At 38.6% G+C, this 14957-nt stretch carries 13 protein-coding genes; 10 read left to right on the top strand and 3 right to left on the bottom strand.

Annotated elements, in window-relative coordinates:
* Positions 1-84: 84 nt before the first annotated feature.
* Entirely contained in the window at positions 85-684 is a 600-nt protein-coding gene (locus ACN6NE_RS22805) for a cobalamin B12-binding domain-containing protein (protein ID WP_474327401.1), read from the top strand.
* The gene (locus tag ACN6NE_RS22810; RefSeq protein ID WP_129709082.1) at positions 681-1301 is read left to right on the top strand and encodes a hypothetical protein; all 621 of its coding nucleotides are present in this window, start codon (positions 681-683) and stop codon (positions 1299-1301) included. Before ACN6NE_RS22805 ends, ACN6NE_RS22810 begins: the two co-directional genes overlap by 4 nt.
* On the opposite strand, the gene ACN6NE_RS22815 is transcribed toward ACN6NE_RS22810, so the two are convergent.
* On the bottom strand, positions 1298-4858 hold the full coding sequence (locus ACN6NE_RS22815; protein WP_474327403.1) for a CheR family methyltransferase: 3561 nt from the start codon (positions 4856-4858) through the stop codon (positions 1298-1300). The two genes, ACN6NE_RS22810 and ACN6NE_RS22815, sit on opposite strands and share 4 nt — an antisense overlap.
* Positions 4859-5278: 420 nt before the next feature.
* Here ACN6NE_RS22815 and proC point away from each other — a divergent pair, with 420 nt between their 5' ends.
* The 5 genes from proC (at position 5279) to ACN6NE_RS22840 (ending at position 9649) form a co-directional block, all read left to right on the top strand.
* The gene (gene proC / locus ACN6NE_RS22820) at positions 5279-6121 is read left to right on the top strand and encodes a pyrroline-5-carboxylate reductase (protein ID WP_474327405.1); all 843 of its coding nucleotides are present in this window, start codon (positions 5279-5281) and stop codon (positions 6119-6121) included.
* A gap of 87 nt (positions 6122-6208) precedes the next feature.
* Positions 6209-7315 carry a glutamate 5-kinase gene (gene proB / locus ACN6NE_RS22825; protein ID WP_013056988.1) on the top strand — a complete coding sequence of 369 codons (1107 nt, stop codon included), beginning with the start codon at positions 6209-6211 and terminating at the stop codon, positions 7313-7315.
* 114 nt (positions 7316-7429) lie between these two features.
* The gene (locus ACN6NE_RS22830) at positions 7430-8692 is read left to right on the top strand and encodes a glutamate-5-semialdehyde dehydrogenase (RefSeq protein ID WP_129709090.1); all 1263 of its coding nucleotides are present in this window, start codon (positions 7430-7432) and stop codon (positions 8690-8692) included.
* A 358-nt stretch (positions 8693-9050) separates the two neighbouring features.
* On the top strand, positions 9051-9248 hold the full coding sequence (locus tag ACN6NE_RS22835; RefSeq protein WP_013056990.1) for a cold-shock protein: 198 nt from the start codon (positions 9051-9053) through the stop codon (positions 9246-9248).
* A 38-nt stretch (positions 9249-9286) separates the two neighbouring features.
* On the top strand, positions 9287-9649 hold the full coding sequence (locus tag ACN6NE_RS22840; protein WP_057243662.1) for a VOC family protein: 363 nt from the start codon (positions 9287-9289) through the stop codon (positions 9647-9649).
* 22 nt (positions 9650-9671) lie between these two features.
* On the opposite strand, the gene ACN6NE_RS22845 is transcribed toward ACN6NE_RS22840, so the two are convergent.
* On the bottom strand, positions 9672-10277 hold the full coding sequence (locus ACN6NE_RS22845) for an RraA family protein (RefSeq protein ID WP_129709093.1): 606 nt from the start codon (positions 10275-10277) through the stop codon (positions 9672-9674).
* A gap of 572 nt (positions 10278-10849) precedes the next feature.
* On the opposite strand from ACN6NE_RS22845, the gene ACN6NE_RS22850 reads away from it, so the two are divergent.
* Positions 10850-11305 (top strand): hypothetical protein, encoded by a 456-nt coding sequence (locus ACN6NE_RS22850; protein WP_013056993.1) that lies wholly within the window; start codon positions 10850-10852, stop codon positions 11303-11305.
* Positions 11293-11589 (top strand): YxcD family protein, encoded by a 297-nt coding sequence (locus tag ACN6NE_RS22855; protein WP_129709096.1) that lies wholly within the window; start codon positions 11293-11295, stop codon positions 11587-11589. Before ACN6NE_RS22850 ends, ACN6NE_RS22855 begins: the two co-directional genes overlap by 13 nt.
* A 46-nt stretch (positions 11590-11635) precedes the next feature.
* Here the strand turns inward: ACN6NE_RS22855 and ACN6NE_RS22860 are convergent, their stop codons facing one another.
* Entirely contained in the window at positions 11636-13807 is a 2172-nt protein-coding gene (locus ACN6NE_RS22860; RefSeq protein WP_474327409.1) for an MMPL family transporter, read from the bottom strand.
* A gap of 207 nt (positions 13808-14014) precedes the next feature.
* Here ACN6NE_RS22860 and ACN6NE_RS22865 point away from each other — a divergent pair, with 207 nt between their 5' ends.
* On the top strand, positions 14015-14875 hold the full coding sequence (locus tag ACN6NE_RS22865) for a dimethylarginine dimethylaminohydrolase family protein (protein WP_474327411.1): 861 nt from the start codon (positions 14015-14017) through the stop codon (positions 14873-14875).
* Positions 14876-14957 lie beyond the last annotated feature (82 nt).

Raw genomic sequence — 14957 nt, forward strand, 5'->3', positions numbered from 1 at the left:
GTGATCTTATCGTTTACTCTCGTAATGTAGTGGCTTTAGCTGATTGTTTGCTAGAAGGAGACGTTCAAAAAAGCTGGCTGCTCATTGCTATATATAGAAGAAGGCCATTCTTCAACTGACGTATACACGTTTCTGACAGAAGCAATGTACGAGATAGGGAAAAGGTGGCAAGAAAATAAAATTTCAGTCGCGGACGAGCATTTGGCTACTGCAACCTGTGACTATGTGTTAACTCGCTTTCAGCTATCGCAGCATCAATTGCCCCAGCGCCATCGAGCACTTCTTTTTTGCATTGAAGGAGAAGAGCATTACTTAGGCATTAAAATGATTGAAGGACTTATGAGGGAACAGGGATGGGAAGTTAAAAATTTAGGAGCGAATTTGCCGCTGCCGTTTGTTCTAAAAAGCATTGAAAGATGGGACCCTGGTGTAGTGTGCTTGTCTGTCTCGCAAGTACACCTCTTGCCGGATTTACAAAAGTATATTGCTGAGATTGAAAGCATGTCGCAACACCCACTTGTATTGGTAGGCAGCAGGCTCCTCAACAAGCACGATTTGTCGGCTTCAGGATCTTCAAGAACCATATTCATTAATCATATTCAAGCTTTTAAAGACTGGCTTCTAATCAACAATAAAGAAAGTTTGACGCAAGATAAAATGTTAGCAATGGGGGAAGAAATATGATCAGTTTGCCGATTCAACACATTCCGGTTCCAATGTTTTTACTCAATAAAGACAACGAAATAATTGAATTTACACCAAGCGTCACGAAAAGTTTCCCGCCTGTTCAGAACTTTTTAGATCTAGTTGATGAAGACAGCCAAGAAAAAGTAAAAAGAGCACTCGAGGGAAAGGAAGAAGTGCAAATCGAAGTAAATATGCGCACGTTTTCTAACCCGGTTGCTCTTTTTGATTTTCATTTTAAGCCTGAAGCCTATCATTCGCTGCACGCTGTTTTCTGCTATCCTATTCATGAGCATATGACGAGTGTTCAATCAACCCTTCAACAGTTTCGCTCTATGCTTATGCAAGACTCATCACAAGTGAACCAAGATTTTTCAGTCAGGGAAACAGATGTAGAAACGGCGAAAAAAATGCAGCTAGTTGATCTTCAGCGTCATTTTCGAGAAATGAAAACAAATGTGCTAACCATTCAAGACCTCCTAAGTATTATCCGCTCCGACGTAATTGAAGCAGGAAAAGGAGAATATATTGAATTGGTCTCTACACATTTGTTTGACATTCAAGATGTAATTAATCAGGAGCTTAAATGTTTAAGGCAGAAGAACAAAGTACATTAAGAAAGCGGCAATCGGATTTCTACCGTTGTTCCTTTTCCTTCTTCACTATCATACGAAATGCTTCCTTTATGATTACTAATGATTTTGTGACTCACCATCAATCCTAATCCTGTTCCTTTCTCTTTTGTTGTATAGAAAGGCTCGCTAATTCGTGTTAATCGATCTTTCGGCATGCCTTTTCCTTCATCTATCACTTGGACGACTACTTGATTTGTATCTGGATCAAATTTAGATACCACCAGAATAGACCCGGGGTCATCCATCGCTTCAATAGAATTTTTTACCATGTTGATAAATACTTGTTTCATATCTTTTTCAATACAATGAACAACAGGTAATTTTTCTTCAAAATTTGTTGAAATAGTAATGTTTTTAAGAATGGCCTGTGTATGCAGCAGTGTACATACATCTTGAAGAATTGAATTTATCTGTTTATTTTCATATTTTACGACTTCGGGCTTGGCTAGAATGAGCAGTTCGCTAATAATCAGTTCTAAGCGGTTAAACTCGGACATCATGACATCCATATATTCTTTTTTATACGTTTCTTCTTGCATCATAAGCTGTAAAAAGCCCTTTAATGATGTAAGAGGGTTTCGTATTTCATGGGCAATGCCAGCAGCCAGCTGTCCAAGCGCTGACAGCATCTCTGAATTTTTGAGCATCATTTCCGACTGTTTGCGCTGTGAAATGTCTTCGCTTAACCCAATGTAATGGATGATTTCATCCTGATCATTTTTAACAGGCATTAAGGCTAACTGTTCCCACACGGTTTCTCCGTCTTCTTGAACGTAGGAAATTTCTCCGTTCCATTTTTCTCCTCTGTATACTTCATTCCAAATCTTAGGGAATCTTTTAACGCCCAGCTTTTTTGTATATAAGTCATAGAGGTGTAGCCCAAATACTTCCTGAGGGGCATGCTTTTGTTCCATGAACTTTTGATTAATGTACTTAATTTTACCTTGATGATCGGTAATAAAAATGCCCGTAGGACTATGAGCTACTGTAAATGATGTAATAGCCAATTCTTCATTTGATCGTTTAATTTCTGTAATATTAATAAACGTAATAACTACACCGTTAATCAAATTCTCATTCGTCCGATAAGGCATCATTTTCATGCTATACCATTGGTTATCGTAGCTTTGAATTTCTTTTTGAAGGGTATTATTTGTTCTTAAAACGTGCATTGCATCCTCGATTAGATGGTCATATCTAAAGTTATGCGAAATATGAAAGAAAGGTCTTCCGATATCTTGATGAAGAACGTTGATCACTGTTTTCGTTTCCGGCGTAAATAATTTAATATTCAGCTGCTCGTCTAAAAAGATGGTAGCAATAGTTGTACTGATTAATAAATTATCAATATCGTTGTTTAAGTCCGTTAATTCTTCAATCTTTCGCTCGTACTGATTGTTAACACTAATTAACTCTTCATTAACAGACTGCAATTCTTCATTTGTGGACTGAAGCTCTTCGTTAGAAGCAATCAGTTCTTCGTTCGTGGACTTTAGCTCCTCATTTGCTGTTTCTAGCTCTTCAATCGTCGTTTGTAAATGCTGCTGCGTGTAATGAAGCTCTTGCTCTAAATCTACTACAAGCTCACTAATAGAGCTTGTTTGATTAAGAAACATGGGCTCTTCCTTATCAATAATGGCACTATCTGTCTGTTCATCAAACATAAGTAAGTAAAGAGAGTGATTTGTTGGAAGAGCAGATATCGTAATATTAAAACGGCGCTGCACGTTGTTTATGACAAACTCAATGTGCTGACAGCATACGCTCATACCTTGCTCTTTTACGCGTTTAATAGCCGCTGCAATGGCTAAAGAGACGTGAACAGGAACCATTTTGAAAATTGTATAATTAATTTTCCCTACTGGAACGTTAATAAGCTGAGTTGCTTCTTTTGAACAAAATATCACTTCATTGTATTCATTTAATACGAGACAAGGACTCATAAAGTGATCAATCATTGACTGATACATCTCATCTAATTTAAGCGAAGAAAGAGGCTTGTAAAGTTGACTTGGCAGCGGCACGCTAGAAAAATCACCTTCATGCAAGTTGGATTTTGAAAGATTAAAAGCTCCCGTAATTTGTCGGCTGGGCTGTCCGGAACGCTTAAATATTTTCCACTTACTATTGATAGGACGGAACAAATCAGACAAATTTCCCGTTGTTTCACTAGGGCCTAAAAAAAGTACGCCTTCTTCTGTTAAAGAAAAATGAAAAAGAGACAGAATGCGCTGCTGCAGTTCAGCTTGGAAGTAAATCATCATATTTCGACAGCTAATTAGATCAACGTTTACAAAAGGCGAGTCTTTTCCTATATTATGCGGGGCAAAAACAATCATTTTGCGGATTGTTTTTTTAACTTGATAACCACCATGTTTTGTTTGCTCAAAATATTCATTAATTTGAGCTGCTGAGAAGGAATGAACTTCCGCTTCTTCATAAATACCTTGACTCGCTCTTTTGATTGCATGACGATCGATGTCCGTAGCAAAGATTCGGACATCGAAATAACGGTTGATTGTTGATAAATAGTCATGAAGCAAAATAGCTAATGTATATGCTTCTTGACCAGTAGAACAACCTGCTACCCAGATGCGGATTTCATCTTCTTGACTATGAATCTTTCTTTCAACTAATTGAGGGATGACTTGTTCTTCAATAATAGAGAATGCTTCTTTATCTCTAAGAAATTGTGTCACTCCAATCAGCAAGTCTCGCTGCAGTTCGACGATTTCTTCGGCTTCTTTACATAAATAGTCCCGATATTCTTCCATCGTTTGAGAGGGAGGATCGAGTAAAGCCATTCTCTTTTCAAGTCGTCGCAGCACCGTGTTTTTTTTGTACATAGAGAAGTCGATGCCTGTTTTCTTCTTTATTAATGAATAAATGTATTGCAGCGTTTCTTCATTATATGTAAATTCTGTTTGGCTGACATGCGTTTGCACAAGGGCGGGCATATCAGCAGGAGAAAGAATATAATCCGCAAGGTGTGCATCAATAGCGCTTAGGGGCATATCTCCGTATTTTGCTGTGCTTTCATCTTGTACAAGTACAGTTCCGCCATACTCTCGTATCGTTTTTGCTCCTCCTGTTCCATCATTTCCTTTTCCAGATAAGATAACGGCTGTGCACCGGTGTTTTTTTGCAGCAGCAAGAGAATGAAAAAAGGCGTCAATCGGATACTTTACTTGATCATTTTCTTCATAAAGACGAAGGCGAAGAGTATGATCAACAATCGTCACATAATGGTGGGGAGGATTTAAATAAATTGTGTCTTCTTGTAAAGTCATCCCGTCTTGTGTCAGTTTGATATTCATTCCTGTTTTTTTTGCTAAAAGTTCTGGCATAAAACTTTTATATTTAGAGGAAAGGTGCTGCACAATAATAAACGCCATTCCATTTGGTGAAGGCATATTAGCGAAAAACTGCTCAATAGCTTCTAACCCTCCGGCAGAAGCGCCAATTCCCACAACGTGTAAATCCTGTTTCTCTATTCCTTCTGAAGACGATGGAACTGTAGAAAACGAGTTGTTCTTCATAATAGAACCTCCAATAATATTTAGACACTTCCTAGATTGTATGTCGTTTTGTTCATTTTAATGTCGACAGCACAGCATGATTTACATCGCTGGTACATAGGTTCATTTTAGCAAACCTATTATATTGTTCAAATAACGTTTTCAAAATCCCTCTATTTCTCGCAAAAAAATTTTAAAGTCCAAATTATATAGTATGCCCCGATTTTCTTTATATAAACGTATTTTTATAAAAAAATCGTTTTTTTTTGCAGAAAAAAATATTTAAAAAAGTTTTGTTTACGCTTACATACGCATAAGGTTATGCGCTCAAGGAGGAAAAAAACGGTTAAATTCAACTTGACACTCTTTTTCAGCATGTTACTATAGGAACCGTTGAAAGAAACGAGAACAAAAATACGAACAAATGACAGGGGAGATTTGATGGATCAAAAACAAAAAGTTGCTTTTTTAGGCGCTGGATCAATGGCAGAAGCGATGATTTCTGGTATGGTCAATGCAAAGAAATTACCTGCTGAAAATATTATCGTAACAAATCGAAGCAATGATGCGCGACTGCACGAACTTGAAAATAGATATGGTATCACAGCAGTAAAGCGCAGCGAGCTGAAAACAGATGACATTGACGTTTTTATTCTAGCGATGAAGCCAAAAGGCGCTGAAGAGGCATTAAACGAATTAAAGCCTCAAATCAACAAAGACCAGCTTGTCCTATCTGTTCTTGCAGGGATTTCGTCTTCTTACATGGAAGAGTTATTGCATGATGAACAGCAGGTCATTCGAGTGATGCCGAATACATCAAGTATGATTCAGCAATCAGCAACGGCTATATCTCCAGGTCAATATGCTGCAATGGATGCTGTGCTAACAGCAAAAGAGCTGCTTTCTGCAATCGGAAAAGTATACATGATTGATGAGCCACAAATGGACATTTTCACAGGAATTGCCGGAAGTGGACCCGCTTATTTTTATTTCCTTATGGAGCATATCGAAAAAGCAGCTAAAGAAGAAGGTCTCGATCCTGAGCTAGCACGTGAAATTGGCGCCCAAACCATTTACGGTGCAGCAAGAATGATGATGGAAAGAGATGAAACGCCGACGGAGCTTCGTGAAAATGTGACGTCTCCAAACGGTACAACAGCAGCTGGTTTAGACGCCTTAGCTAAACACGGCGGCGGAGAAGCAATGATGCAAGCAGTTAAAGGAGCATCAAAGCGTTCAAAAGAAATGAGTGCTCAACTACAAAAAGTGGCAAGTACCAATTAATTCGTCACTTATCTTCTTCGTGAATTCCTCACCACAAAAAAATAATCATAAACAAGAAAACATACAGAACACACTAGGAGTGATTTGATGAGTCCCGACAATAAGAAGCGGGTTGTAATTAAAATTGGAAGTAGTTCATTAACAAGTTCACACGGTGAAATCAGCAGACGGAAGCTCGAGCGCCTTGTGGATCAAGTCGTAGACTTAAAAGATAGCGGTCATGAAGTGCTATTGGTTTCATCAGGAGCTGTAGCTGCAGGATACCGCAAGCTTGGCTGCTTAGAGCGACCTAGCTCTTTACCTGAAAAACAAGCAGCTGCCTCAATCGGTCAAGGATTGTTAATGGAGGCTTATTCAGAACTGTTTCTATCACATGGATACGTTGCTTCTCAAATCTTAATTACGAGAGACGATTTTTCAGACGAAAATCGTTACAACAATGCACGAAATACAATTAACGTGCTGTTAGAACGCGGCATTGTGCCAATTGTCAATGAAAATGACACGGTAACCATCAATCGATTAAAATTTGGCGATAATGATACACTTTCAGCTAAAGTTGCTGGACTAGTGGATTCCGACCTGCTTATTATTTTATCGGATATCGATGGCTTATACAGCGCGGACCCTCGCCAGGATCCAAATGCAAAATTAGTTCCTCACGTAGGGGAGATTACGCAAGAAATCGAAGAATCTGCAGGAGATTCAGGAAGTTCAGTTGGAACAGGCGGTATGCGCTCGAAAATTGACGCGTTCAAAATCGCTATGGCGTCAGGAATTCCAGCATTTTTAGGAAGAGCTGGCGTGCCAAACATCTTAACACAAGCGGTTGACGGAGATGCAACAGGAACGTATTTTGAATCTGAAGATGATTCTGCGAACCTCAATCAGAAAAAGCAGTGGATTGCATTTAACTCTGGTCCTGAAGGGGAAATAGTAGTCGAAGATGCCGCGAAACGTGCAATTATTGAAGATAAAGAGCCTTTACTTCGCGAGCACGTTAAATATATTAAAGGCCACTTTAGTGAACGAGCAGTTGTACGTATTCTAGATAAAGACGAAAATGAGCTGGCTCTTGGCGTGACAAATTATTCATCTGATGAACTTGCACTGAATGAGCCAATTGATCAACCGATTGTAGACAGCGAAGGTCTAGTTTGTCACTTAGAAATTCCAGTACCGGTCGGTTTGTAAGCAAACATGCTGTAAAGAAAAGGAGCCCTTCCTTTTCTTTGCATGATTGCATTTACCTCTTATGCCTCAAACTTTAAAATCAAACAAAACTAAAACGAATCCAGGAGTGATTTGGTGTTACAAACAAATGAAAAGTATTCAGTAGAAGAACAAGCTATTTCAGCAAAAAAAGCAGCTAAGCAATTAAGTTTACTAACAACAGAACAAAAAAACGATGCGCTGTTAATCATTGCGTCTACACTTGAAAGCAACACGGAGTATATTTTAAAAGCAAATGAAGTAGACTTAAAAAACGGGAAAGAAAAAGGTTTTGATGAAGCGCTGATGGATCGCCTTGCTCTTTCAGCGGAACGTGTAAAAGAATTTGCAAACGGCCTTCGTGAGGTTGCTGAGTTAGATGATCCAACAGGAGATATTTTATCAAGCTGGACATTGGATAACGGTCTAGATGTAAAGCAAGTACGCGTTCCTCTTGGCGTTATCGGAATGATTTACGAAGCACGTCCAAACGTAACGGTAGATGCAACAGGGCTAGCGTTGAAATCTGGAAATGCCATTGTGTTAAAAGGCGGCTCTTCAGCTATTTCATCTAACCAAGCTATCGTAGACATTATTCATAAAGCTCTTGATGAAACGCCAATTCCTAAAGAAGCGGTACAGTTTATTGCAAGTACAGATCGTGCGGCTACGCAAGAATTATTTACAATGAAAGAGCATATTGACGTGCTAATTCCGCGCGGAGGGGCTTCATTGATTCAAGCGGTCGTCAATAACGCAACGGTTCCCGTGTTAGAAACGGGAGTCGGAAACTGCCATATTTACATCGATGAACAAGCTGACGTTAAGAAGGCCATTCCGATTTTGATTAATGCAAAAACTGATCGACCAGCGGTGTGTAACGCAGCAGAAACGGTTCTTGTACACAAGAACTGGCTCGATTCTCATAAAGATGAATTGATTCAAGCATTCAACGATCATAATATTGAAGTATATGGTGATAAAGCGACAGTAGGTGAAATTCCTGGAGCAAAACCAGCGGCTGAAAAAGACTGGGCTGAAGAGTATTTGCGCTTAGCAATCGCGATGAAAGTAGTAGAGAGTGTGGATGAAGCGATTGACCACATCGAAACATATGGAACAAAACACTCTGAAGCCATCATTTCAGAAGATGAACAAGCCGTTTCACGCTTCATGTCTTTAGTGGATGCAGCCGCACTGTATCATAATGCATCTACGCGTTTTACTGACGGAGGAGCTTTAGGATTTGGAGCTGAAATTGGGATCTCAACTCAAAAGCTTCATGCACGCGGTCCAATGGGACTTCCTGCGCTTACGACAATTAAATATATTATGAGTGGAAACGGACAAACTCGATAAGAAATGAAAAGCGAGCCTAATCATGTGCTCGCTTTTTTTTATGAAAAGCAAAACAAGTAATTGGAAGCTGATTTGTAAAAAATTATAAACTATGTTATAATAGTAAAATATCTAATTTTTGTGATCTTCATTTTTGTTCTTTTCAGACTATCCCGTTGTTTTAAGAAAAGCAACTGCTATCTGCTTTGTTATAACTTCATTTTTATTTTAGTCTTTCAAGACGCCGTATGTATTCCTCAAAGATTGATTTACGGATGTATAGTATCACTTTATCTTGCACCATTTACCACATTTACACGCTAAGTTAATCTTCATTTATTATCCACTTAAAAAGTACTGTTTAAAGGAGACGATGTGTATGTATAATCGTAAAAATTTAGAGCCGGCTGTTATTGAAGAAACAAAAGTTTGGGAATGTACATCAGATACGTGTAATTGCTGGGTTCGAGATAACTTTAAAAGCGGAGATCAGCCAACTTGTCCAATTTGCAAAAGCGAAATGAAGCAAGCTGTAAAAGAACTGCAGGTTATTCATAATCCTAGAGTCATTGATTAATAACTTTTAGGAAGACGTTTTTTGAAAGGGGTTTGTGGATGTTTCTAGGAATTGATCATGTTCAGCTTCTTGGTCCAGAAGGATGCGAGCAAGAAGCAAGAAATTTTTATGAAAATCTTTTAGGAATGAAAACTGTTCTTAAGCCGGAAAATTTAAGGCACAGAGGCGGCATATGGTTTCAATGTGGGACTCAAGAAGTGCATATCAGTATTCAAGATGACTACATACCTGCTAAAAAAGCGCATCCAGCTTTTGTCGTGGAAGATATCAAGACGCTTAGACGTAAGTTGGCACACGGGGGCTGCGTTCTTTCTGAAGAAGAGCCTATTGCAGGGAGAGAGCGTTTTTTTGTCCACGACCCGTTCGGAAATCGATTAGAATTTTTACAATATGACAAATAAAAGGCCTCCAAGCGGAGGTCTTTTATTTTAGGGCGTTATCTAAATACGTATATACCGTTTCTTTGCTAATTAATACTTCATTTTCTCTGTCTTTATCTTTTTGCCACTTTTCCCGTGCTTTTGCTAATACTTCTTCGGCTTCCTCCTTGGGAATGACAATGACTCCACCGGCGTCACCTGCAATAAAATCGCCAGGGTGAATCTTCACTCCCCCGCAGGAAATGATTTCGTTTACCTTTCCCTTTTCTTTTTTACTGCTTGCTGCCATTGTAGAACCCTTACAAAATATGGGGAAGTCGAGCTTTTCAATGTCTTCTTGATCTCGTATAACGCCATCTAGTACAATACCGCTTATTCCAACAAGCTTCGCCATGGCTACGACAAAGTCTCCTGCTAAAGCACGGTTACAGTAGCTTTTTCCATCAATGACGAGCACGCTTCCAGGCTCCGCTAGTCGAATGGCTTCAAGCACTGAGTAATTATTGCCAGCGGGCGTATCTACGGTAAGAGCCGGCCCAAACAGTTTGTAATGACGCTGCAATGGCTTAATGGAAAAGTCTAAGTGGTTGGCACCTTCCATTGCATCTGATAAATTTGCTGTTGATAATGGGAGCTGTTCATTCAACATCGTATCTCTCCTTTTTAACTTTAGTCTATCTATACATATTCATATAAGAGAAAGCTCTTATTTATGAAAGGCAAGTAGATAACGTGAAGCATTGACTATCAATTAACTGCAAATGTACAGCATTAGAAGCTTCCAGAGCCAATTTTTAATGCATTGTATTATATCTTTGAGACGCTGTTTCCTGTATGGTATTCGTCATATAGACATCTATATCCTTTAATTAGTAATAAAGGCGAAGGTAGCCTATAAAGACATTATTAAAGAAGTGGAAAAACCAAAGAACTCTAGAAAAGTTACTTTAGATAATATTTTTGGCAAAGTGTAAAATAAGCTGTATTTAATGAAGATGAAGGACTTTTGTTAGTTTTATGAATGTCTTTGATTTATACTTAAATGGTCTTATATACACAAGAAATACGTGCAAACGTTTAATCCTGTGAACATTTGATGGAGCTTGATGCAATTTTATATAAAAAAGTGAAACCTTTTGGTATGATGAAACGTAGGAACATATATGGAAAGCATATATGAAAAAACATATGTGACGTTAGTCATTTAGTGGAGGGAAAGCAATGGTAAAAAAATTATTGGCCGCATTTATCGCATTAGCGGTTGTGTTTTCACCAGTCGGTGGATCACTTATTCATGACGGTTCAAACGTAGCAAGCGCAAAAGGGTATAAATCAGGAAAGCGCTCTTTTGACAGCGGAAGCAATAACCAATCCAGCTTATTTAAAAACAATAACAGCAATTCGGTTAAGCAAAACAATACGTCTAAAAACTCATCATCTAAAAGTACAGCGGCTAGCTCAAAGCGCGGCGGCTTAATGAAAGGTCTTTTAATGGGAGGAATTGCGGGCTTATTATTCGGAAGCTTACTATCTAGCTTAGGACCATTAGGCCCAATTTTAGGCTTTATGGTAAATATGCTTGTGATTGTAGCTTTAATCCTTCTTGTAGTAAAGTTATTCCAAAGCGTACGTAGCAACAAGCGTAAAAATGAGGAAGTGAAATCTTGGAGACAATAAAAATTTCTGAACAAGATATTATCAATGCGATGTGCCTATATATCGCAGAAAAAAAACAAGTTCAACCTCAAGAAGTAGAGATTGAGCTAATGTATGATGATGACTACGGTTTTTCAGCAGAGTCATACGTGCATGATCGTAAGCAGGTTCATATTACTTTGAACATTATTGAAGCGCTGCGCTTTTGGCTGGATACGGAAATGAACGTAGACCCATACGCAGCAGGACTAGAACTGGAATTAGATGATGAAGAAGGCATTATCGCTTTTGCTAAATTAAGTTGATAAAGAAATCTTCAGTGCAAAACCCGCTCATTGAGCGGGTTTTTTATTATGATTTTAACTGTTCGTTGGAACTGGACTTATCGCTTTTTTTAGTAAAAAACCACCAGTTGGCATCTCCAAGTAACTTCATAAGAGAAGGGACAAGAAGCATTCTCACAATCGTTGCATCAATAAATATAGCTAAGGCAATTCCTACACCCATTTGTTTAACAGGAGTTACGTCTGTAAAAGCGAAGGCTCCTGTAATGACAATCATGATTAAAGCAGCGCTTGTAATAATTTTACTAGTAGAAGCCAATCCTTCTACCGTTGCTACATTGTTATCCTTAGTTTGATGATACACCTCGTGAATGCGCGAAATCAAAAAGACTTCGTAGTCCATGCTAAGCCCAAATACAAGGCCGAAAACAAAGACTGGCAGTACTAAAGCAATATTGGATTCGATAAGACCTAAATGCCCATTTTGAAACAGCCATACAAGCAAGCCGAACGTAGCGGTTAAGCTTAAAATATTCATAATGATAGCTTTTAAAGGAATGAGTACGGAACGAAAAGCAATCATTAAAATAACATACGTTGAAAATAAAACAAGAGCCAAGCCATACGGAGCTTTTTCATAAATTTCATCAAATATTTCTTGTTCAAATTTCGGATAGCCGCCAATGTGAACGGTAAAAGGTGAACGTTTGTCTTTCCATTTTCGAACAAAATCTTTTGCTTGATCTGAATTTTGGTCTGTATCTAGCGTAGCTTTTATGAGCATATAATGTCCGTTAATGAACGAATCTACAGCTGGCTTTGTCTGCGCACTTATCTGCGGGTTTTCCAGCATAGCTTGAAGCTGATCACTCGATTTTACGTTTAAAGCGGTAGAAATAGAATCGACTTGCTTAACTAACGAATCTTCTTTTAATTGTTTTATAACACTAAAGGCATTTGTTAAAGGCTTTTCATTCAGCATATCTTGCTTAGCTTCTAGCACAAAATAAACGTCTGCCGTGTTTTTGTTTATAAACGTATCGTTATACGTGTCAAAAGCTTGACGGGACTCGTATTTTGTTGGCAGCGCTTCTGAAGACGGTATTTCTAGATGCATGTCTCGAACGGGAATAAGTGCTACTAACAGAATGATAAGAGAAACAATCGTCATAGTTACAGGCTTTTTCATGACAAATGTAGCGAATGAACGCCACCTAGACTGACCGCCTTGTTCACTGACTCTTAAGATGCGTAAACGATTAATGCGTGTACCTAATATAGCCAGTATGGAAGGAAGCAGCGTGAGAGCTGAAAACACAGCAATAAAAACAACAGCCATTCCTCCAAGAGCGACGTTTTGGAAAATATCCACTTGAATAAACAGCATTCCCGCTAATCCAATAAATACGCATAATCCTGAGAAGATGACCGAGCGTCCCGCTGTTTGAATGGTGATTTTAATTGCTTGTTCTACCGATTTTGTTTGAATTTCTTCTTTAAAGCGATTAATAAATAAAAGGGCAAAGTCAATACTAAGAGCTAATCCAATCATTGGAATCACATTTAAAATAAAGATGGACAGCTCTGTGTACGGATGAAAGAAATAGACAACGCCCATGGTGGTAACGACGGTTACAATTCCTATCATAAGAGGGATTGCAGCGGCTACCACACCGCCAAAAGCTAGAAGAAGCACAACTAAAGCAACAGGAATGCCGATGGCTTCCGCTTTTGCTAAATCAGCTTGGCTTGCTGTATTCATATCTTTTTCAATAATAGGACCACCGGTTAATTTTACACTAACTTCTTTTTCTTCAACTGAAAGAGTTCTGATCTTTTCCACTCGTTTATCCATGGTTCCATCATCGTGATTAAAATGGATAATTCCATACGCTGTGTTTCCTTTTATCATATTGTTAGAAGCCGTTGGTATGTCAACTTTCGAAGCGTCTGATTTGTCCTTTGCTTTTTGCATATACTGAGCGATCGTTTGCTGGAATTCCGAGTCAGAAACTCCGTCTTTTTTTTCAAACAAAACGATGATCTGAGCTTCGCTAACATCAAATTTATTAACTAAAAGCTGCTCGGTATCTTTATACATTCCTTTCATTTCAAATCCGTTTCCTCCCAGCACGGAAGGAAGCTTAGCCGCATAAAAGCCAAATCCGACAATTAGGATGATCCACAGTATTAATAAAATTTTTCTGCCCGCATATAATGCGTTCGCTACTTTATTCATATTAACCTCCAATTTTTTGTACAGTTACTAGACTATTTTATACTAACAGTTATTGTAATTAGAAGAAGTATTGTGTTTTTTTGTTTTTATTGCCGGAAAAAGCTTTTTATATAGAGGCGCAGGGGTGTTTCCTCAGCAAAATCGGGTTTATGTTTCAGGAGATTTAGGGAACACTGTACATAAATGCACGAAGGGGGATTAAAAAAGATGCAAATGAAACAGCCAGCTAAAATGACGAATAGTTATGGGTGTAAAAATGAGTATGATACATTAAAACGTGTGATTGTTTGCCCACCTACATATATGAAAATTGAAGAAATTATTAATGAAACACAAAAGCATTATGCGGACGAAAATATTGATGAGAGCTTGGCTTCAAAGCAGCACTGTCAATTTGTCGAATGCCTTCAAAAAGAAGGAGTGGAAGTCATCGGGCTATCTGCACAAGAGCCATTTCCAGAACAAGTATTTACGCGGGATATTGGCTATACGCTCGGAGATACCATTATTGTCACGAAAATGGGCAGCGAAATTCGAAGTGGAGAAGAACAAGTGCTAGCAGAGTGGCTGCAGCAGCAAGGTATTCCTTTCCATCAGGTACCGGACCATCCCATTGAAGGTGGAGATGTGCTGATTGATGGACAAGCTATTTTTATTGCGCTCAGCGACCGTACAAGTAAAGAAGGCGTGGAGCATGTCCAAGAGCTGCTTCCCGCGTATGAGGTTGTTCCGATTCCTATCGATCGGTCTTATCTTCATCTTGATTGTGTGTTAAATATTTTATCACCTACAGAAGCGCTCGTATTTTCACCAGCTTTACATGAGAAAGAATTAAATTTACTTCGCATGAAATATGACTTAATTGAAGTAACAAAAGAAGAGCAGTTTACGATGGGAACCAATGTATTATCAATCGGTAATCAGCGGGTGATCAGCCTGCCAATGAATACAGAAGTGAATGAAGAGTTAAGGAAACGAGGCTATAAAGTGATTGAAGTTGATATATCTGAAATTATTAAGTCCGGCGGTTCTTTCCGCTGCTGCACAATGCCTCTTGAACGAGTATAAAAAAGCTTAAAAAGAAAAAAAGATCTCGGCGATAGCCAGGGATCTTTTTTTTTGAAGGATGTTGTATAAAATTTCAAGCGAA

The sequence above is a fragment of the Priestia sp. 53B2 genome (genome assembly GCF_056099005.1).